At 37.2% G+C, this 21774-nt stretch carries 12 protein-coding genes; 7 read left to right on the top strand and 5 right to left on the bottom strand.

Features of this window, described 5'->3' with window-relative positions; translation table 11 throughout:
- Positions 1 to 234: 234 nt before the first annotated feature.
- The 5 genes from RNZ46_RS12775 to RNZ46_RS12755 form a co-directional block, all read right to left on the bottom strand.
- Positions 235 to 3009 (bottom strand): alpha-amylase family glycosyl hydrolase, encoded by a 2775-nt coding sequence (locus RNZ46_RS12775; protein WP_316982554.1) that lies wholly within the window; start codon positions 3007 to 3009, stop codon positions 235 to 237.
- Positions 3010 to 3074: 65 nt separating this feature from the next.
- The gene (locus RNZ46_RS12770) at positions 3075 to 4751 is read right to left on the bottom strand and encodes a SusE domain-containing protein (protein WP_316982553.1); all 1677 of its coding nucleotides are present in this window, start codon (positions 4749 to 4751) and stop codon (positions 3075 to 3077) included.
- Between the two features lie 17 nt (positions 4752 to 4768).
- The gene (locus RNZ46_RS12765) at positions 4769 to 5896 is read right to left on the bottom strand and encodes a SusE domain-containing protein (RefSeq protein WP_316982552.1); all 1128 of its coding nucleotides are present in this window, start codon (positions 5894 to 5896) and stop codon (positions 4769 to 4771) included.
- A 21-nt stretch (positions 5897 to 5917) separates the two neighbouring features.
- On the bottom strand, positions 5918 to 7519 hold the full coding sequence (locus RNZ46_RS12760; RefSeq protein WP_316982551.1) for a RagB/SusD family nutrient uptake outer membrane protein: 1602 nt from the start codon (positions 7517 to 7519) through the stop codon (positions 5918 to 5920).
- Between the two features lie 11 nt (positions 7520 to 7530).
- Positions 7531 to 10443 carry a SusC/RagA family TonB-linked outer membrane protein gene (locus tag RNZ46_RS12755; protein ID WP_316982550.1) on the bottom strand — a complete coding sequence of 971 codons (2913 nt, stop codon included), beginning with the start codon at positions 10441 to 10443 and terminating at the stop codon, positions 7531 to 7533.
- A gap of 251 nt (positions 10444 to 10694) precedes the next feature.
- Here RNZ46_RS12755 and RNZ46_RS12750 point away from each other — a divergent pair, with 251 nt between their 5' ends.
- The 7 genes from RNZ46_RS12750 to RNZ46_RS12720 all read left to right on the top strand — a co-directional run bounded on the left by RNZ46_RS12750 (position 10695) and on the right by RNZ46_RS12720 (position 21724).
- Entirely contained in the window at positions 10695 to 11768 is a 1074-nt protein-coding gene (locus tag RNZ46_RS12750) for a LacI family DNA-binding transcriptional regulator (RefSeq protein WP_316982549.1), read from the top strand.
- Positions 11769 to 11922: 154 nt separating this feature from the next.
- Positions 11923 to 13284 (top strand): MFS transporter, encoded by a 1362-nt coding sequence (locus tag RNZ46_RS12745; RefSeq protein ID WP_316982548.1) that lies wholly within the window; start codon positions 11923 to 11925, stop codon positions 13282 to 13284.
- A 3-nt stretch (positions 13285 to 13287) separates the two neighbouring features.
- The gene (pgmB, locus tag RNZ46_RS12740; RefSeq protein ID WP_316982547.1) at positions 13288 to 13953 is read left to right on the top strand and encodes a beta-phosphoglucomutase; all 666 of its coding nucleotides are present in this window, start codon (positions 13288 to 13290) and stop codon (positions 13951 to 13953) included.
- 153 nt (positions 13954 to 14106) lie between these two features.
- Positions 14107 to 16413, top strand: coding sequence for a glycoside hydrolase family 65 protein (locus RNZ46_RS12735; protein ID WP_316982546.1), 2307 nt, complete (start codon positions 14107 to 14109; stop codon positions 16411 to 16413).
- A 37-nt stretch (positions 16414 to 16450) separates the two neighbouring features.
- Positions 16451 to 18568, top strand: coding sequence for a glycoside hydrolase family 97 protein (locus RNZ46_RS12730; protein ID WP_316982545.1), 2118 nt, complete (start codon positions 16451 to 16453; stop codon positions 18566 to 18568).
- Between the two features lie 108 nt (positions 18569 to 18676).
- Positions 18677 to 20551: a glycoside hydrolase family 13 protein gene (locus RNZ46_RS12725; protein ID WP_316984994.1), complete on the top strand. Its 1875-nt coding sequence runs from the start codon at positions 18677 to 18679 to the stop codon at positions 20549 to 20551.
- Positions 20552 to 20557: 6 nt separating this feature from the next.
- Complete coding sequence (locus tag RNZ46_RS12720; RefSeq protein ID WP_316982544.1) at positions 20558 to 21724, top strand: alpha/beta hydrolase-fold protein; 1167 nt, start codon at positions 20558 to 20560, stop codon at positions 21722 to 21724.
- The last annotated feature ends 50 nt before the right edge of the window (positions 21725 to 21774 follow it).

Here is a 21774-nt window from a genome sequence, read left to right as displayed (position 1 = left end):
TCGTATTTCCACCTTAGCACCCAAAGTCAAATGTTAAATTTTGTTAAATCGAGACCAATTCGGTGACCACTAAAATCAGCCCCTTTTGAAAGGCCTATAAACACTAGAAAGCTCAATTTATGGTCGTTGTCTCCGACTCCACTTATTGCGTATTAAAAAACCCTTCAAATTATAGATTTGAAGGGTTTTTGTTTTTCTAATATTGAATAACATCAGACTAACTTACTTCTTAGTTTAGTCTAATTTCACGATTTTTAATGTAAACTGCTCGTCTAAATTGTTATTAATCTTAGCTAAATAGACATTTGGCGCCAAATCCGAAATATTAAAAGGGTGTTCTTTATTAAAATTCCCCTTAAATGTTTTTACCTGCTTTCCTGTTAAATCGAAAATTGAAACCGATTCAACCAATGTATTTATCTGAAAAAAATTGGAAGTTGGATTTGGGTATGCTTTAATAACCGTTTTATTATCAACATTTGCAACACTTAAACTTTGGGTTTGTGAATATAATCGGTATTCACCAGGCTGTAAGTTTATTGCTGCTGTAGGATTGGTAACGTTAATGCTTGTGGTTGAAAATGAATCGTACCAAGTTCCGGTTGCTGGAAAATTGGGGTTTACAGATTGTGCGGTAACATCAAAATTTGCAATAATTACGACATCTAAACTACCAACATTGTCGTAAAGATTGATACGTTTTACCAATCCACCAACGTCAAGATTAAAGTTATCGGTGTTAAACGTAGATGGAAATTGTTTTTTTAATTGGATCATTTTTGCAGTAACATTAAACAAGTCCAATCGGTCTGAATCCGAATCGTAACCTAATGTCCAAGCCACAGGTTTTTTATCCAACCTACAAGTGCCGTTTTCAATATCGCCATCACAATTAATACTTTTATCGTATCCTAATTCCCCAAATTGCCAAAGCATCTTTGGCCCCGGGATTCCATAAAACACAACCGAAGCCGCTTCTTGCCTATCTAAAGCCGTGCTTAAATCTTTAACATTATAGCCGCCGTTAACATTTCCGTAGGCCAAATTTTTAACCATCAAACGCTCTTCGTCATGGCTTTCCATATAGCCTACAATATGCGGATTATTCCAACCTCTGTTACTGTACGATGCCCACGAAATATCTGCACCGGTGGCATATCCCATGGTATTTTGATTAAAACTATGGTTTAGATTTCCCCAAAGCAAAATGCCGTAATTTGCTAATTCCGTTTCTTCTGTGTTATCTGATAAATGCTCATAAATAACATAAGCTTCATTACCTGGAGATTCGTTCCAAACATGATCTGCAAAAGCCTTTAAATTTTGAATTCTAGAAGCATCATAATTACTACCCCAAATATCTGGAGATGAATGAATAGTATTTGATAATCCTTTGGTAAAATCAAAACGGAAACCATCAATTTTATATTCCTCCATCCAAAAGCTTAAAACATCGTTAAAAAATTTAACCGTATATGCTGACTCGTGATTAAAATCCGGACCCCAACTAGCTACCTCACTATTATCAACAAAATTGCTGGTAGCGTTGTAATATGGACTATTTGCTGCAGGACGATTATTTGCGCTATCCCAATACATTTGCAACAAAGGCGATTGCGAATAAGAATGATTAAAAACAACATCTGTAATTACGGCCATTCCGCGCTGGTGGCAGGCATCAACAAATGCTTTTAAATCGTTTGCTGTACCATAGGCTTTATCCAACGCCATATAAAAAGACGGGTTGTAACCCCAACTTATGTTGCCTTCAAATTCGTTAATAGGCATTAACTCTATGGCATTTACACCTAGGTTTTGTAAATAATCTAAATGCGTTATGGCCTCTTGATACGAACTGCTTTCTGTAAAATCACGCAAAAGCATTTCATATATAATAATATTTTCTTTGTCAGGCCTTGTAAATGTTGTGTTCTGCCAAACATAATCGGTTTCGTTTATCTTAAAAGTAGAAACAATTCCAGTGGTTTCACCAGTTGGATAAGCCATTAGGTTTGGATAAGTGCTGTTTGATATATACTGATCGTTATCAGGGTCCAGTATTTTTTTTGAATAAGGGTCAGCAACCTTTATACTATAATCGATAAAATATTGATAGGCATATTCGGTATTGGGATCCAAGCCACTTACGGTTAACCAAAACATATCGCCATCTTTTTTCATTTGATAGGTTTGGTTGAGTGTCCAGTTATTAAAACCGCCTATTAAAAACACATCGGTTTTTAGTGGTGCCTCTAAAACAAATGTAACGGTACCATCGCCATTATCGTTAAAACCATTTTTTAAACCCGTTGGTAAGGCTTCGTTTTGAGTAGGTGTTTTTACATAAACTGAAATTTGTTCTGTTTTGGTTTCGCTGTTTTCGGTAGCACTGGCTTCAATAGTATAACCTCCTGTTGAAGTGAATGTATAAGATTTGGAAATTGTAGTGGTATTGTTTGCTGTTTGCTCAGTAACGTTATTTACCTTTAATTCTAAATCTGCATTTATACTAGATTCTGCACTAATCGTAATATTATCATCCAAATCAAAAACCGATTCATCTGAAGGATTGGTAATACTAACATTTAGACCAGCGGCATAAATGGGAATAAAAATATCGGGTCTTGATTGCGCCGTTCCAGCACTGTTTCTAAAAACAATAGCAATATCGGTTACAACATCTGTTCCTGAATTGTAAAAAGTTGGAATATCTGGAGTAATTACTAATTGATAGGTGTTGGTTCCCGTGCGCGTTAATTGTGGTTGATTTACATTATCTCCCCAAGAACCAATAACATGTTTCCAATCGGAATTACTTGTTGAAGCAGAAGTTAGTAAACCCGTATGTGCATACACTTCGCCAGCATAGCGATCCAATTCTGTTCCAGTGGCGTCAAATGTAATGGTAATAACATCCGAAGCTGTTGGTATTGCAGGCGATGTAGTAACCACTTGAGCTTGAGCAAATACCACCACGAATAAAAAAAATGAGTAGAGTAGTTTTTTCATAATCTATTTGTTTTAGGAAAAAAAAGGCTGATGTACATCAGCCTTTTTTTAAATGATAAATAAATCTAGTTCTTAGTGTATGTTGGATTTGCCGGATCAGAGAAATCTAAAACAAACGAATATGTTCCTGCGGTTGTAACTAGGTTAGCTCCACCAGCTTCTAAAACGCCATCGCCACCATCGTCTCCATAATTTACACCCCAATCGTTATTGGCTCTAAACTTGTATTCGCCATCAATTAAAGTCACATCGTTAAGAATCCAAATATCATTAAATGGGCGTGACCAATCTCTAGTGAATTGAGCATCTGGTGTTGCGCCCCATTCATTGTAAGCGCCACCTACTAACCCCCATATATAGTCAATGGGTTCTAAAGTATACGTTAAATCATTCATGTTTACCGTGGCAATATAAATACCAGCAGATACAACTATGTTTGCTCCGCCTGCATCTAAAGTACCGTCTACACCATCATCCCCCCAATTGGTTCCCCAATCGTTGTTCATTCTAAATTTCATTTCACCGTCAATTAGGGTTACAATACCTCTAAACACATCAGAATATTGGTCGTATTCCAGCATAAAATCTGGTGTTGCGCCCCATTCATTATACGCACCGCCAACAATGCCTAATGAAAATTCTTCAATAGTATAGGTTAGGTTGTTTAAATCCATGGTAATTTTGTATGATCCTGCGGTTGTAATATTAATGTTTGCCCCACCATCATCAAGCGTGCCATCTGCACCATTATCACCATAATTGTTTGCCCAATCCATGTTTTCTCTAAACTTAATCTCGCCAGTTGGTAAGTTAACATAGGCCACTAAAACACCATCGACGTCCGTGGTCCAGAACGGTAAATCCGGTGAGCCACCCCAACCGGTTACGGCACCTACAACGCCCCAGTTTGTTGATAAATCCAATACGGTTAAATAAGTAGTTACAGAAATGGTAACTGTTGATGAAATTCTTTCTAAAACAGAGCCAGAGGCACTATCCGTAATGGTTGCTTTTACTCTTATATCTAAATCTCCACTAACATCTACAGCTATACCACTTTGAATTGCCAATGCGTTTAACTGTGCGTTTGTTAACGCTATACTATTTTGATTAGTAACATTACCAGCTTCAATAGGCATAGCAAATTCGGTGCCTGCCGTTGCGCCTTCTAAAACATAACTAACATCTTGATTTAATGAAGAATCCAAAATAGGATCGTCCCATTCTACCGTTATGGCAGTGACATCGTTATTATCTAAAGACAATACAAAAGCATCGCCGTTATTTACATTATTTATTTCTGGCGCATTAACCGGGTAGGTTGTAACCAAAAGTAAAATATTATTGGACATCTGGCTTCCAGCCGAAACCCTCATATAAATAGCAACATCTTTAAAAGTGGTCACGCCTGTACTGGCAATAGCGTTGTTAAATTCGGCAACCGTCATCGAGAAGTTACTGGAATCAGTAGTTCCTAAAGTCACAGGAGCAGTAAAAGCTTCATCTGTAGACATTTCTACATTATATGTGCCACCACCAGTTACCTCATCATTCCATGAAATGGTAAATGCAGGATTATCTGGTAAAGCAAAATTTAAAAACACGGTACTAATGCCCGGTGTGTTTAAAACAAATTCGGCTTCTGGGGTTGTTATCGTTAGGCTTTCTTCTGTTTCACAAGCGGTAAACAAAAAGGCCAATGAGAATAAAAGAAAGCTGATTTTTTTTATATATAAATTCATATCTGTTTTTTTTATGATTATAAATTCAACGGAATGAGGATATAACGACCCGTTAAATCGTTAAACCAAACATCGTAGTCATCTTCAACAATTACAGGAATAGATCCGCCGCCATCGGTAGCTACTCCAGAAAACGAAGTAGTGCTGCCCCAAGTTGCACCAGCATCTGTTACAAACGATACGTCTCCCGGTGTTAAATGTAACCCCGATGCATACCAAATATGCCCATCAAAAGCCAACGGTGTCATAGCTGTTGTTGCCACACTGGAGCCTTGAATTGATAAGCTTGCAGGACTAGTTATTCCTGATGCATCAAAAGGTAACGTTGTATATTTTTTTGTTGAAAAATCTATAGTAAAAGTATAGTATCCCGTTTCTGGCACTCCAAAACGTCCTGGGTCGTTAGATTGTGTTCCAGGGTTGCCGGCAATTTCCCCTTCTTCTTTGGGCGTATCGCTCCCTTCATTTTCTACTACCCCCCATTGTGGCTGCCATAGTCCTCTTGTTTCCAATACTTTAAAACGACCTTCGTCAAACCCACCGGGTTTTGCAAAATATCCGGTGTAGTAATATAGGTTTGGGTTGGATTCGTCTCTAAATAAAGGTGGGTTGTTTGCATTGTTGTTCCACCCAGGCGCAGTACCGTTTCCAACTAAATAATAATCGTTAAACACGTAGTTGAAGTATGGATACACCTCAAACTGTAGCGTGTTTGAGTTTATAGGCTCGCTATTTTGCGACCCCAACGACGCTACAACTCTAGTGTATAAAGTTGCCCATTCAAAAGGGTTTAAACCTGCATTGCCTGCTGCGGCATTAATTTCGCTAATGGAAAGTGTAATGGCACTTTGCCCCGTTATTGAGGCTGCCGTTACGGGATTTGTAAATCCTTCATCGTTAGCAAACTGAATCGCGTAATTTACAGCCGTTTGTTGTCCGTAATCCGATTCCACCCAGTTTAACGTTAATGCAGGATTGGAAGTGTTTACGGCATCCAGCTCTATGCTGGTAAAATTCAAATCTGCCAATATGGGTGCCGTAGGCGCCGATATTTGGAATGTGTCAGTAGTATCGTCGCAAGAACTTAGGAATAGTAAAACTAAACCAATAATGCTAACTGCTGAAAGTATTTTATTTTTTTTCATCGTTTTAATTTGTTTTAAATTTTAATATCCCGCGTTTTGGGTAAGATTAGGATTTGCAGCCATACTTGCTGTTGGAATAGGATACACTTTGAAGTGTGCTGGCAGTGAAATACCATTACTTCCGTTACCTTTCCAAGCCCAATTGTAATTACCACCGGTAAATTTATTATATCGAATTAAATCTTGTCTTCTATGAGCTTCCCAATGCAATTCCCTGGCTCTTTCATCTAGAATAAAATCTAAAGTTAAATCGCCTGCAGCAATTGTATTTGGGTTATTTGCTCTGGTTCTCAAAGCGTTTACATAACCAAGTGCTGTGGTTAAGTCGCCACCACCGCCTCTTAAATGGGCTTCGGCATACATTAAATACACATCGGCTAATCTGAACAATGGAAAATCGGTATCCACAAAAGTTTGATCGACACCAAAACTGCCCGTTGAGGTAGCATTGGAATATTTTTGAATAATGTATCCTGAATCTTTATCAGATATATCGTCAATATCGACAGGTCTGCCTTCCGAAATAATCGTATTTCTGGTATCTGAGTTAAACGAACCGTCAAACAATTCCACAAACTGCTTTCTTACTCTAAGGGCACCGCCCCATCCGCCGGCACTAACGCCAACTTCGGTTCCATTCACCTCTAAACTACCCACCGAACCATTAATCATTACCGTGGTTGGACCATAGTTTTGTGTTGTAAATCCGTCTGAAATTATCGGGAAAATGATTTCATTTACAGCAGAATTTAAATTGTTGTCTGCCATAAAATTATGAAGATAATTGGTGGCTAACGAAAAACCTCCTCCAATTATTTTTTCGCAATAGTTTATACAATCCGCATAACGATCTGCTCCAATATAAACTTCTGCATTCAAATACATTTTAGCCAAAATCATATAGGCCACAGCTTTATCTGCTCTACCGTACTCATTTTGTTTAGCACCAATCAAATCTGCATCAATTGCCAATAATTCGCTTTCAATAAAAGAAAACAATTCGGCTCTTTCATACACCTCTGGTTGCGAGTTGATAGGTGTCGATTCATCTGCAAAATTTGCTTTTCCAAAAATATCCATCATATAATAATAAGCCATTGCTCGCATTAATCGCGCTTCGGCTCTGTATGCTGGCATTTCGCTTCTTACTGATGCAGACACATTTCTGGCGTCTAATTTGTCATCTGTAGTTTCCCTTAAAAAATTATTTGCCAGTGCGATTGACAAATGCGCTCTACTGAACATTCCCAACAACAATGGGTTTTGAGCTGTCCAAATATTTCTTTGGATTTCTCTGGTGCCCGGGTCGTTTTCGTAAGACCAAATCATTTGATCTGCCGATAGGGTTTGCACATATAAAAGTACACGCCCAAATTGACTGGTTCCCGCATCAATATTTTTAAGGTTTGAGGTTCCTGCACCGTCTGTTCCTGTTAAAGCCAAATTAGCGTAAACACCTGCCAATACTTGTTTGTAGGCGGCCTCGTCTTTAAAAAGATCTTCGCTAAGTGTGGTTTGGTCGTCATTGGGTGTTATGTTCAAATCATCGGTACACGCTGTAAACGCTACCATAAAAAGCCCTATAAGCCCAATTGTTTTATATATTTTAAATCTTGTTTTCATAGTTGTTTTTATTAAAATTTAAAATTAGCTCCAGCTAAAATGGTTCTCGATCTTGGGTAGATAATATTATCTATTCCATTAAATACTTCTGGGTCTAATCCACTATAATTAGTTATAGTAAATACGTTTTGAACGCCACCCCACAGTCTTACACTTTTTAAATGTTTTGAGATGTTGCTGAACGTATAGCCTAAAGTTATGTTATCCATTTTTAAGAATGAAGCGTCTTCAACATAAATATCCGATATAATAACATCAGAGGTTCGTTGGAATCCGGTTTCTAAAACCGAGGTTGGCACATTGCCTAACACCGCATTATCCTGTAATAACTCGTATTGCGCTCTGGAAGAATTCACGTTATTATAAACATAATTTCCTAAGTTGGCTCTTAAATTAAAAGATAAGTCGAAATTTTTGTAATTGATGTTGGATTGAAATCCTAAAATAACATCGGCACCCGGGTTTTCTTTTAAATAACGGTCGTCGTCATTAATAACATTATCGCCGTTTAAATCTACAAACGCACCTTCAATCGGGTTACCCGAGTTATCATATAATTGTTTAAAAACGCTGAATGAGTTGGGAGCAAATCCTTCTCTTAATAATTGAATGTTGTTTCCTGTTCCACCAGAAATACCTCCGGTTCTTACATCTTGCCCCAACGCTAATTCTTTAATTTCTCTATCTAATAATGTAGCATTAAAGTTGAAATCTACCGTAAAATCATCTTGTTTAACCACATCGGCATTTATAGAAAACTCGATACCTTGAATTTGCAACTCACCAATATTTTGAATGATACTGTTAGAAAAGTTAGTACCATCGGCTACTGAAGCCGTAAATAATAAATCGGTTGAATTTTTCTGGAAGAAGTTTAACGAACCTGAAACGCGCTCATCAAACAAGCCATAATCTATACCAAACTCCATAGTTGTTGTGTCTTCCCATTTTAAATCTGGATTAATTTCTGAAGCAATCAACGATTGAATGGCGGCATTATCAAACTGGTATTGCGAGTTTACATTGCCCCCTCGGTAACGGTTTAAATAAATGTCGTTTGCTCCAAAAAATGCTTGTTGCCCAGTAATACCGTAACCGGCTCTTAATTTTAAGCTAGAAATGGTTTTAGATTCTTTTAAGAAATCTTCGTCACTCAAATTCCACGCTAGTGCAGCCGCCGGAAAATCGCCCCATTGATTGTCTTTGCTAAAGCGCGATGTACCGTCACGTCTGTAGGTTAAAGTCAATAAGTATTTATCAAGAAATGTTAAATTAGCTCGACCAAAAAAGCCGATTAAAACCACATCTGGATCTGCAAAAGTACTTGGAAGGCTTAATGGATCCCTAGTGTTTCCTGTGTTGTTTCCTTCATTGGTAAATTGTTGATACGAATAACCGACGGTAAATTCCGTACGGATTTTATCAAATGCTTTATTATACGTTAAATATCCATCAAGCAATTTATTGGTTCTTTTTTGATAACCGCTTGAAGAATTTACTTTATCCAAATTCTGAATTCGAGAGCTTAGCGATGTAATATCTATGGTTTTAGCTTCGGTTTCATCAAAACCAATATTTAACACTGCTCTTAATTCCGGTAAGAAATGAAATTTGTAATCAAAATTCAAATTTCCGTATGTTCTGTTAGAGTCTCCCGTATTATTTCTTTGTAACAATTCTGCAACAGGATTTGTTGTGCCATTTGCCAGATTACCACTAACTATATGTTGGTAAAAACCACCGAAAGGTGATGATGGATCGTAAACAGGTTGTGTAGGGTCGTAACGTAATGCTGAACCTATTTGCCCGGAATCGCCAAATCTATTATCTTCAAATGATAAATTGGCGTTTAAGTTGATTTTTAAATGGTCATCAAAAAAACTCGGGTTTAAGGCTAAGCTTAAATTTCTTCTTTCAAATTCTGATGTCAATACAGCACCTTCTTGATTGGTAACCCCAAACGAAAATCTTGTTGGCAACACTTTAAAAAGCGACCCTTGCATCGTTAAGTTATGTTGAGATGAAACCGTGTTTCTAAAAATTTCATCTTGCCAATTTGTATTTGCCGTACCCAATAAGCTTTCATCTAGCGTGGTGCCGTTTATTGGCTGCGATGCTACCAATTGTCGGTAAGCATCACCTGAAAAAACATCAATTCTATCGGTAAGTTCTCCAAAACTGTATTGGGCATCGTAAGTAGCGCTAAAGGTTGATTTCCCTTTTTTGGTTACAATAATAATAACTCCGTTTGATGCTCTAGAACCATAAATGGCTGTTGCCGAAGCATCTTTTAAAACAGAAAACGAATCGATGTCGTTAGGGTTAATACTTGCCAAAACACCTCTGGAACCACTTACACCATTATTATCAATGGGCAATCCATCGATAATGATAAGCGGATCGTTTGATGCGTTAATAGAGGAACCACCCCTAATTTTTATTTGAGAACCCGAACCCGGAGCCCCACTGGTTGTAACACTCACACCGGCTACTCGACCACTTAACAAGTTTTCTGGTGTAACTATGTTTCCTTTGGTAAAGTCTTCAGCGGTAATGGCTTCCACAGATCCCGTAGCATCTTTTTTAGTGGTTGTTCCATAACCAATGATAACAATTTCGTTTAATTGGGCTGCGTCTTCATTTAATTGAACATTTAATGTGGCTTGCCCAGAATAGGTAATTTCAATGGTTTGATAGCCCACATAAGAGAATACCAATACGTCTCCGTTGTTTACTTCAATTTGATAATTACCATCAAAATCTGTTGCCGTTCCGGTGGTCGTGTTTTTAATCACGACATTAACCCCTGGAAGCGGAATAGAGGTTGATTGCTCGGTTACTGTTCCTGTAAGTGTAGTTTGCCCAAACATGAGTATGGGTACAAAAAACAGAAAAAACAATAAGCTTTTAGTAGTTGTCTTCATACAATTTTATTAAAGTTAGTGTAATAGTTTAGTTTAATTATATTTTCACTTCTCAGGGATAAAATTAGGCAAACTCTATGTAAGAAAACAATTTAGGATTACGAAATTATTAGCGAAAACGTTTTCGTGTTAACAACTTTTTATCTTTTTTTTCATATACTGAAAAATCTGCAAAAATGGGTGAATATAAAATAATGTAATATCTTTAAGAACTTAATTGAATAGCACCAAACTCTCCTTAATAAACGCTCATGAAAAGAAAAATTACCCTGAAACAAATAGCACGCGAATTGGATGTATCCATTTCAACCGTTTCAAAAGCACTTAGTGGCAGTAAGGAAATTAGCGAAGAAACCACTCAAAAAATTCAAGCATTCGCCAAATTTTACAACTATAAGCCCAACAATATTGCGCTCAGCTTAAAAAACAGAAAAACCAAAACCATTGGGATTTTAATACCCGAAATCGTGCATCACTTTTTCTCAACCGTTATTCGAGGCATTGAGCGAGTAGCCAACCGAAGAGGTTATAACGTTATTGTGGGGTTGTCCAACGAGTCGTTTGCGAAAGAAATCATCAATATGGAAATGCTTGCCAATGGCAGTATAGACGGGTTTATTCTATCCATTTCGAAAGAAACGCTACTCAAACAAGATTACCATCATTTCAATGCCACCATAAACCAAGGCATGCCCATTGTTATGTTTGATAGGGTTGTAAATGAAGTGGATTGCGACAAAGTAATTGTCGACGATTTTAACGGATCGATAAAAGCAGTGAAAAAGCTTATTGAAAACGGCTGTAAAAATATTGCATTAATAACCACTATGGATTATGTAAGTGTGGGACGCTTGAGAACCCAAGGCTATATTGAAGCTTTAGAGCAAAACAAAATAATTGCTGAACCTAATTTGATATTGAAAATTGATGACAGTTTAGATGTTGAAAATCAAATTGAAGGTTTGGAACAAGAAATAGAACAATTCTTTAAAATCAATGCTAACATTGATGGCGTTTTTGCCGTTAACGAGCTTTACGCAGTAACCGCGATGAAAGTAGCAAGAAAACTCGGGCTTCGTATTCCAGATGATGTTCAGGTTATTGGTTTTACCGATGGTGTGCTCTCAAAACACGCTACCCCAAGCTTAACAACGGTGAGTCAGCACGGGCAGAAAATTGGCGAGCAGGCGGCCAATTTATTAATAGATAGACTGGAAGCATCAGATACAGAAAGCCCTCAATATTTTAAAAATGGTGTTAGAAAATCAGACTTTATAAAAGTTGTAATTGAAACCGATATTATTGAAAGAGAATCAACTAAATAGTTTCGTAACATCCTATTGAATCAAAATTTTTATTAGGAATAATAAAATTCTTTTATATCTTTGATGCCGATTCAAAACTTATATTTTCACTTCTCACAATAAGTTTTGATAAGTTATCGCTTATCGAAATAGTATTAATTTAAATATACTATTAATGGAAAAGCGTAGATTAAGTTTCTGGGAAATTTGGAACATGAGTTTCGGGTTCTTGGGAATACAAATGGGTTTTGCACTGCAAAATGCCAACGCCAGTAGAATACTTCAAATTTTCGGAGCCGATGTTCATGAGCTATCATGGTTTTGGATAATTGCGCCTTTAATGGGCTTAATTGTTCAACCCATAGTTGGGCATTATAGCGACAAAACCTGGGGGAGATTTGGCAGGCGTAAGCCATTCTTTTTGGTCGGTGCCATTTTAGCATCAATTGGTTTGATATTAATGCCACAAGCCGATATATTTATTGCTTTTTTACCCGCACTTTGGGTTGGCGCAGGCATGCTTATGATTATGGATGCCTCCTTCAATATTGCTATGGAACCATTCCGTGCTTTGGTTGGCGATAATTTAAGAACAGACCAACGTACATTGGGTTTTAGCGTTCAAACCGCACTCATTGGGTTTGGCGCCGTAATTGGCTCGTGGTTGCCTTATGCTTTAACAAATTGGTTTGGTGTTTCAAATGAAACCGTCGAAGGTGCTGTGCCGTTTAATTTAATTCTATCCTTTATTATTGGGGCTATTATTTTAATCGCATCAATTTTAGTAACCGTCTTAACAACCAAGGAATATTCTCCTGAAGAATTAGCAAGTTTTGAAGATGAACAGAAACACGCCGATACTGTAAGTAATCATGGTGAAGAAGCAAAATCTAGCTTGTTGGACATATTTGAGGATTTCAAAAAAATGCCGACAACCATGCGCCAATTAAGTTGGGTGCAATTCTTTTCATGGTTTGGGCTTTTCGGCATGTGGGTATTTGCTACACCAGCAATTGCACAGCATATTTACGGGTTGCCGCATACCGATAGTAGCAGTACCACGTACCAAGATGCGGGAGATTGGGTAGGAATTCTATTTGGGGTTTACAACTTAATTTCTGCATTTTATGCTTTTGCACTGCCTTATATCGCTAAGAAAATCGGACGTAAAAAAACACATTCCATATCGTTAATTATTGGTGGTTTAGGCTTACTATCCATTTACATTATGCCAGATGAAAATTGGCTCATTGTTTCAATGATAGCCGTTGGTATTGCTTGGGCAAGTATTTTGGCCATGCCATATGCGATTTTAGCCGGTTCCATTTCCCCAAAGAAAATGGGTGTTTACATGGGGATTTTTAATTTCTTCATTGTAATACCTCAAATAATCAACGCTTTAATTGGTGGCCCACTTGTAAAATATGCCTATGACAATCATGCCGTATATGCCCTAATGATGAGTGGCGTAAGTTTTTTAATCGCTGCATCTTTAGTTTATAAAGTCAAGGATGTAGACGATGTAATTCAATCTTAACAAATGAACAAAACAGGAATCATATTCGATTTAGACGGCGTTATTGTAGACACCGCAAAATACCATTTTTTAGCCTGGAAACACCTTGCAGATGATTTGGGTTTCGAATTTACCGAAGCACATAACGAATTGCTTAAAGGGGTTAGTCGCGTAAGGTCTTTGGAAATTCTTCTGGATATTGGAAAAATGAAGCTTTCAGAAGAAAAAAAACAAGAAATTTTAATTAGTAAAAATGAAGATTATTTAAGTTATATCACCAAAATGGGGCCTGAAGAAATTCTTCCGGGTGTAACAGAGCTTTTAGACACTTTAGATGGTTTGGGAATTCAATATGTATTGGGTTCTGCCAGCAAAAATGCGACATTAATCTTAAAGAAAGTTAATTTATTTGACAGGTTTACTGGAATTGTTGATGGGAACAGTGTTTCTAAAGCAAAACCCGACCCCGAAGTGTTTTTGTTGGGTGCGAAAATGCTAAACCTAAAACCGGAAAAATGCATTGTTTTTGAAGATGCCATTGCCGGAGTTGAAGCCGCTAATGCGGCAAATATGATTTCCCTCGGGATTGGTGATAAACAAACGCTTCATAAAGCCGATTTTAATTTTAAGGATTTAACCGAAATAAGTCCAGATTTCATCAAAACATTGATAAAAAAACAGAAACTATAAAACAGACATAACTAATGCAATCTTCAAGTTTGTGCTTGATGTTCAGTATTTATGTTATTAAAACAAAAAACAACAATCGAGAAATAGTGTCTTTAGTTCGTGGCGCTTAACCGCAAATCGGTCTAATGTCTATCCTCTATCATCTAAAATAAAATGAATCAAGATTATATAAAACCAAACAGCTGGTCCATCATTGAAGAAGGTTTTGACGCTAGTCGTGTTAAATCTTCCGAAAGTATATTTAGCATCGGTAATGGTGCTATGGGTCAACGTGCCAATTTTGAAGAGCATTACTCCGGACCAACATTTCAAGGCAGTTACATTGCCGGTGTGTATTACCCCGATAAAACCAAAGTAGGTTGGTGGAAAAATGGCTACCCAGAGTATTTTGCTAAAGTACTTAACGCTCCAAATTGGATTGGTATAAACGTATCTGTTAATGGCGAGCAGTTGGATTTATTTACCTGTAGAAAGGTTGAAAACTTCAAAAGAGAACTCAATATGCAAGAGGGTTGGTTGTCCAGACAATTTACGGCTACGCTACAAAACAATATTCAAATTGAGGTTAAAACCAAGCGTTTTTTAAGTTTAGATTTAGAAGAATTGGGTGCTATCGAATATCAAATTAAACCCATAAATAACGATGCCCACATCCAATTTCAACCCTATTTAGACAGTGGTATTACAAACGAAGACTCCAATTGGGACGATAAATTTTGGGACACCTTAAAGGTGAGTCACGAAAACAATTGGGCATTTATTGAAACAAAAACCATGAAAACAGGGTTTTATGTTTCTACGTTTATGGAATCGAAAGTCTATTTAAACAACAAAGGATTGTTTATAAACCCTAATATCAATTCAGAAGCCAATTATATTTCCTTTGATTATAGCCATCAAGTAAAAAAAGGCGACACCTACTCCATTCAAAAATTCGGAGGTTATGTTGCAGACAGAAACTACGATAAAACCGAATTGGTTTCAGTGTCCAAACAAATTTTAGACAACGCTATTACCTTAGGATTTGATGGGCTTTTACACAAGCAAAAAGAAGCTTGGTCCAATATTTGGGAACGTGCAGACATCAACATTACAGGCGATGTAAAAGCCCAACAAGGTATTCGTTTTAATATTTTTCAACTCAACCAAACCTATTTGGGTAAAGACTCCAGGTTAAATATTGGCCCCAAAGGTTTTACAGGCGAAAAATATGGCGGCAGTACCTATTGGGATACCGAGGCGTATTGTATTCCTTTTTACATGGCCACAAAAGATGAAAAAGTAGCCAGAAATTTATTGGAATATCGTTACAATCATTTGGAAAAAGCTATTGAAAATGCTGAAAAACTGGGCTTTAAAAACGGTGCAGCCCTATACCCTATGGTTACCATGAATGGCGAAGAATGCCATAACGAATGGGAAATTACTTTTGAGGAAATCCACCGTAACGGTGCCATAGCGTTTGCCATATTTAATTACCACCGCTACACCGGCGATTATAGTTACATACCCGAAAAAGGGTTGGAAGTATTAATTGGAATTGCCCGTTTTTGGCAACAACGCGCATCTTTTTCAAAAGACAAAAACAAGTATGTAATTTTGGGTGTTACTGGGCCAAACGAATACGAAAACAATGTAAACAACAACTGGTACACCAACTATATAGCGCAATGGTGCATTAATTATACCATTGAAAACATTGGTAAAGTCGCCACAGAATTTGCATCAGATTATCAACGAATAATTAACAAGGTATCTTTGTCTACAAACGAAATGAAACAATGGAAAACCGTTGCCGATAACATGTTTTTTCCATATTCTAAAAAGCACAACGTATATTTACAGCAAGATGGCTTTTTGGACAAAGAACTCATTTCGGTATCAAATTTAGATACATCGCAGCGTCCTATAAATCAAAAATGGTCTTGGGATAGAATTTTGCGTTCACCTTATATAAAACAAGCCGATGTTTTACAGGGGTTTTACTTTTTTGAAGACCAATTTTCCACTAAAGAATTAGAGCGTCATTTCGATTTTTACGAACCTTTAACCGTTCACGAAAGTTCGCTATCGCCATGTGTACACAGTATTCAAGCCGCTAAATTAAACCGGATGGACCAAGCGTATCAGTTTTATTTGCGCACTTCACGTTTAGATTTAGACGATTACAATCACGAAGTTCACGAAGGCTTGCACATTACATCAATGGCAGGCACGTGGATGAGTATTGTTGAAGGTTTCGGTGGGATGCGCTTAAAAGATAATAAGCTGTCGTTTACGCCAAAAATACCAGAGCAATGGGAAGCCTATTCATTTAAAATCAATTTTAGAAATCATATTTTAAAAGTAGATATTGGTCATAAACAAACCCATTTTGAAATTTTAAGCGGTAGCGAACTCGAAATTCTTGTAAACAACAAGCCCATATTGCTTAAAACAAAACAGTTGCAAGCTGTATAGATTATATTAAAACACAATAACATAAAAAATTTAAAAGATGAAATCCTTATTTGTATTAAGCTTTACGGTTTTATTTTCAGCTTTCAACGTAGCCAACTCGCAAACCTTACAATCGCCAAATGGTGCTTTAACCATGCAGTTTTCGCTAAAAAACGAAGGCACACCAACCTATCAATTAAGCTATAAAAACAAGGCGGTTATTAAGCCAAGTACCTTAGGCTTGGAGCTTAAAAATGACGAAAAATCATTGTTGAATGATTTCAGCATTCTTAAAACTGAAACAGCAACTTTTGATGATACGTGGACACCGGTTTGGGGTGAAGAAAAACAAATCAGGAACCATTACAACGAGTTGGCCATCCATTTAAAACAAAATGAAACCGACCGAATCATGGTTATTCGTTTTAGATTATTTAATGAAGGATTAGGGTTTCGATATGAATTTCCACAACAAGAAAACCTGGTATATTTCATCATAAAAGAAGAGAAAACCCAGTTTGCCATGACGAACAACCATACCGCTTTTTGGATTCCTGGAGATTACGACACCCAAGAATACGATTACACCGAATCTAAACTATCAGAAATAAGCGATAAATTTGATGCCGCGGTTACCGATAATGCTTCACAGGAGCAGTTTTCTAAAACAGGTGTACAAACCGCATTAATGATGAAAACCGCCGATGGGCTTTACATAAATCTGCACGAAGCCGCATTAATAAACTACTCGTGCATGCACTTAAATTTAAATGAAGAAAATTTGATTTTCGAATCGCACTTAACACCCGATGCCATTGGCGATAAAGGTTATATGCAAGCACCTTGCAAATCGCCTTGGAGAACCGTAATGGTAAGCGATGACGCTCGAGATATTTTAGCTTCAAAATTAACGCTAAACCTAAACGACCCGTGTGCCATTGAAGATACCTCGTGGATTAAACCCGTAAAATATATCGGGGTTTGGTGGGAAATGATAACCGGAAAAAGCTCGTGGGCGTATACCGATGAATTGCCATCGGTACAATTGGGCGTTACCGATTATTCAAAAGTAACACCTAACAAAACACACGCCGCAAACAACACCAAAGTGAAACGGTATATTGATTTTGCTTCGGAACACGGTTTTGATGCCGTTTTAGTTGAAGGTTGGAACGAAGGTTGGGAAGATTGGTTCGGAAAATCTAAAGATTATGTGTTCGATTTTGTTACGCCGTATCCGGATTTTGATGTTCAAGAAATTCACAACTATGCAAAATCAAAAGGAGTTAAAATGATGATGCACCACGAAACATCCGGGTCGGTACGAAACTACGAGCGCCATATGGATAAGGCATACCAATTTATGAACGATAACGGTTACGAGTCTGTTAAAAGTGGTTATGTTGGTAATATTTTACCACGAGGTGAGCATCACTACAGCCAGTGGATTGTAAACCACTATCAATATGCCATTGAAAAAGCAGCAGATTACAAAATTATGGTTAATGCTCACGAAGCGGTTCGGCCAACGGGAATTAGCAGAACCTATCCCAATTTAATAGGCAACGAATCGGCGCGAGGCACGGAATTTCAAGCCTTTGGTGGTTCAAAACCAAACCACGTTACCATTTTACCTTTTACACGATTAATTGGTGGCCCGATGGATTACACGCCTGGGATTTTTGAAATGGACATCAGCAAACTTAATCCCAATAACAATTCGCATGTAAACAGTACCCTTGCCAATCAATTGGCCTTGTACGTTACCATGTACAGCCCCTTGCAAATGGCAGCCGATTTACCAGAGCATTACGAGCAGTTTATGGATGCCTTTCAATTTATAAAGGACGTAGCGATAGATTGGGACGAAAGCATCTATTTAGAGGCAGAACCCGGGCACTACATTACCGTGGCACGAAAGGAAAAAGGGAGCGACAATTGGTTTGTAGGCAATGTTAATGGCAACCATCAAAGAACATCAAACATCAAGTTGGATTTCCTTGAAAAAGGAAAAAAATACACAGCAACTATTTATGCCGATGCTAAAGATGCGGACTACAAAACCAATCCGCAAGCCTATACCATTTCAACAAAAAAGGTAAGCAACAAATCAAAACTATCGCTACTTTCAGTTCCAGCCGGTGGATATGCCATAAGCATTAAACCTATAAATTAAATTATCATGGGTTACTATATTAATAACAAAAAGACTAATATCTATGCCATAACAGTTGGGTTACTATTTGTATTTAGCTTAAATTTAGCTTGTAAAAAAGAAAGCAATATGACTGAAAATGAGGTTGATAAAAATTCTTCAATAATTGAAAAGCATGATATTAACCGCATTGAGCCCATTAATTGGTGGGTAGGCTTTAAGGATGCTTCGTTACAACTTTTGGTGCACCATCCTAATATTTCAAAATGGAATCCAGAGATTTCTTATCACGGCGTTTCTATTGAAAAGGTGCATCAAGCCGATAGCCCAAACTATCTGTTTATAGATTTAAATATTTCTGAAACAACAAAAGCTGGTAAATTCAATATCGTTTTTAAAAAAGAAAATGAAGATGATTTGATTCATACTTACGAATTAAAATCCAGAGAAAAATCAGCCGAAGATTATGTTGGTTTCAATAGTAGTGATGCCATTTATTTGATTACACCCGATAGGTTTGCAAATGGCAATCCCGCCAACGACAACAGCGAAAACTTGAACGAAAAAACTATTGACAGAACCGATGATTATGCAAGACATGGCGGTGATATTCAAGGTATGATAAACCATTTAAATTATATTGACGATTTAGGTTTCACCGCCATTTGGTCGTGTCCGTTATTAACCAATGATATGTTTCAAGGTTCATACCATGGCTATGCCATTACCGATTATTATCAGGTCGATCCGCGTTACGGCACGCTTGAGGATTACAAAACCTTATCCTCTAAAATGTCTGAAAAAGGCATGAAATTAATCATGGATCAAGTCGCCAACCATTGCGGATTGGAACACTGGTGGATGAAAGATTTACCTTTTAAAGATTGGATAAACTACCAGGAAAACTATGAAAAAAACAGAGAAGATTGGAGCAGCGACAAAAGCATTACAACCAATCACAGACGTACGGTAAATCAAGATGTTTATGCTTCGAAAATAGATAAAAAAAACATGAATGTTGGTTGGTTTGTTTCGGCGATGCCAGACTTAAATCAGCGCAATCCATTTATGGCCAAATACACCATTCAAAACAGTATTTGGTGGATAGAAACTGTAAATTTAGGTGGTATACGTCAAGACACCTATCCTTATCCTGATAAGCATTTTATGAGTAAGTGGGCGGGTGCTATCATGCACGAATACCCGAATTTTAGTATTGTTGGCGAAGAGTGGAGCTTAAATCCATTAATAGTTGGGTATTGGCAAGATGGTGCAAATAATGGGGACGGTTACAAATCGAATTTAAAATCCCCAATGGATTTCCCAATGCAACGTTTAATTGTGGATGCTTTAAATGAAGAAGAATCATGGGATACCGGTTTGGTTAAAATATACGAAGGATTGGCTAACGATTTTCATTATGCCAAGCCAAAAGATTTTATGATTTTCCCAGACAATCACGATATGAGTCGCATTTTCACTCAGCTAAATGGCGATGTTACAAGCACCAAAATGGCTTTAAGCTATGTGTTAACGCTACCTAGAATTCCACAAATTTATTACGGCACGGAAATTTTAATGCACGATTTTGACAATCCAGGAGACCACGGATTAATCCGTTCCGATTTCCCCGGAGGTTGGGCAGACGACACCGTTAATGCCTTTACAGGCGAAGGCTTAACAGAAGAGCAAAAGGACATGCAATTGTTCCTTAAAAAAGTGTTGAATTACAGAAAAAACAGTAAAGCCATTCACGATGGGAAAACCATTCATTTTGCGCCAGAAGATGGAGTTTATGTATTGTTTAGAGTTTTTGAAGATGAAACCGTGGTGCTTATATTAAACAAAAATGAAGAACCCATTCAATTAGATTTAAACAGATTTGAGGAGATGGGTTTAACGGAAAAAACTTTGTTTAATATTATTACGGATGCTAAAGTAGTTTGGAAAGACAGCCTTGTATTGAATGAAAAAGGAAGCACTATTTTAAGTACTAAACTATAATAAAAGATGAAAAAGCAAATCATCATCTTATTATTAAGTTTCATTTTTGTGTCTTGTTCAAATAAGAAAAAACAAGATAATAGGCTATCGGATAAAGCGGTTGTTACCTTTGTAATTAAAGACCTGCCAAAAACCCACAATTTTAAAGACGACATCTACATTTCGGGAGATTTCGAGGGTTGGTCTGGTGGTAAAACGCCTTTCAAACTCCATAAAAAAAACAACCAATATAGTATTAGTATTCCTGAAAATGCCAAAACTATAAGCTATAAGTTCACCTTAGGAAATTGGGACAATGTTGAGTGTAAAACCAACGGTAATCCTATTGAAAACCGCACCTATTCTTTTTTAAAATCTACAGATACGGTTACCGTAAACATAGCTAATTGGAGCAACCCAAATCAACAAAACAAAGCATCAACAGCTGCCAAAAACGTGCATGTTTTCGCTGAAAATTTTGACATACCGCAACTGCAACGACATCGAAAAATAAGCGTGTATTTGCCACCAAACTACGAATCATCTAATGTGCGTTATCCTGTTTTATACATGCAAGACGGCCAAAATGTATTTGATGAAAAAACCTCGTACAGTGGTGAGTGGGATGTCGATGAAACTTTAAACAAAATGTTTAACGAAACTGGGTTTGGGTTAATAGTTGTGGCTATTGATCACGGTGGAAACAAGCGATTAAATGAATATTCAGCTTGGGATAATAAAAAGTACGGCAAAGGCGAAGGCGCATTATATTTAAAGTTTTTAATGAATAATTTAAAACCAGAAATCGACCGTGTTTACCGCACCAAGACCGACAGCAAAAATACGGGTATTTCCGGGTCATCAATGGGCGGTTTGTTTGCCCATTACGCTGCTATAAAAAGACCCGATGTATTTGGTAAAGCTGCGGTGTTTTCGCCATCGTTCTGGTATGCCGATGCGAGTTTTCAATTTACAAAATCGCATCCAAACAACTCAAAATTCTATTATGTAGTTGGGGAAAAAGAAGGTGAAGATTTGGTTAATGCCACCAATAAAATGGTTGAATTGATGCAATCAAATGGATTTTCAAAAGAAAATATCCATCAAAAAACAGTGCCTCATGGAACGCATAGCGAATCGTTTTGGAAAACCGAATTTAAGCAAGCGATATCTTGGTTGTTTATTAACGAATAACCTTATATTACTTTTTAAATATGGAAAAACTCAAAAGAAATACAACAAAC

This window comes from Hwangdonia lutea (assembly GCF_032814565.1).
GTDB lineage: Bacteria > Bacteroidota > Bacteroidia > Flavobacteriales > Flavobacteriaceae > Hwangdonia > Hwangdonia lutea.
The sequence above is the reverse complement of the archived record's forward strand: the minus strand, read 5'-3'. Positions and strand labels throughout refer to the sequence as shown.

Excerpts from the sequence above, each read along its gene's own strand:
- RNZ46_RS12735 (WP_316982546.1), top strand. The coding sequence starts at position 14,107 with ATGAATCAAGATTATATAAAACCAAACAGCTGGTCCATCATTGAAGAA.
- RNZ46_RS12775 (WP_316982554.1), bottom strand. The coding sequence starts at position 3,009 with ATGAAAAAACTACTCTACTCATTTTTTTTATTCGTGGTGGTATTTGCT.
- RNZ46_RS12760 (WP_316982551.1), bottom strand. The coding sequence starts at position 7,519 with ATGAAAACAAGATTTAAAATATATAAAACAATTGGGCTTATAGGGCTT.
- RNZ46_RS12720 (WP_316982544.1), top strand. The coding sequence starts at position 20,558 with ATGAAAAAGCAAATCATCATCTTATTATTAAGTTTCATTTTTGTGTCT.
- RNZ46_RS12770 (WP_316982553.1), bottom strand. The coding sequence starts at position 4,751 with ATGAATTTATATATAAAAAAAATCAGCTTTCTTTTATTCTCATTGGCC.
- RNZ46_RS12730 (WP_316982545.1), top strand. The coding sequence starts at position 16,451 with ATGAAATCCTTATTTGTATTAAGCTTTACGGTTTTATTTTCAGCTTTC.
- RNZ46_RS12755 (WP_316982550.1), bottom strand. The coding sequence starts at position 10,443 with ATGAAGACAACTACTAAAAGCTTATTGTTTTTTCTGTTTTTTGTACCC.
- RNZ46_RS12725 (WP_316984994.1), top strand. The coding sequence starts at position 18,677 with ATGACTGAAAATGAGGTTGATAAAAATTCTTCAATAATTGAAAAGCAT.
- RNZ46_RS12745 (WP_316982548.1), top strand. The coding sequence starts at position 11,923 with ATGGAAAAGCGTAGATTAAGTTTCTGGGAAATTTGGAACATGAGTTTC.
- pgmB (WP_316982547.1), top strand. The coding sequence starts at position 13,288 with ATGAACAAAACAGGAATCATATTCGATTTAGACGGCGTTATTGTAGAC.
- RNZ46_RS12765 (WP_316982552.1), bottom strand. The coding sequence starts at position 5,896 with ATGAAAAAAAATAAAATACTTTCAGCAGTTAGCATTATTGGTTTAGTT.
- RNZ46_RS12750 (WP_316982549.1), top strand. The coding sequence starts at position 10,695 with ATGAAAAGAAAAATTACCCTGAAACAAATAGCACGCGAATTGGATGTA.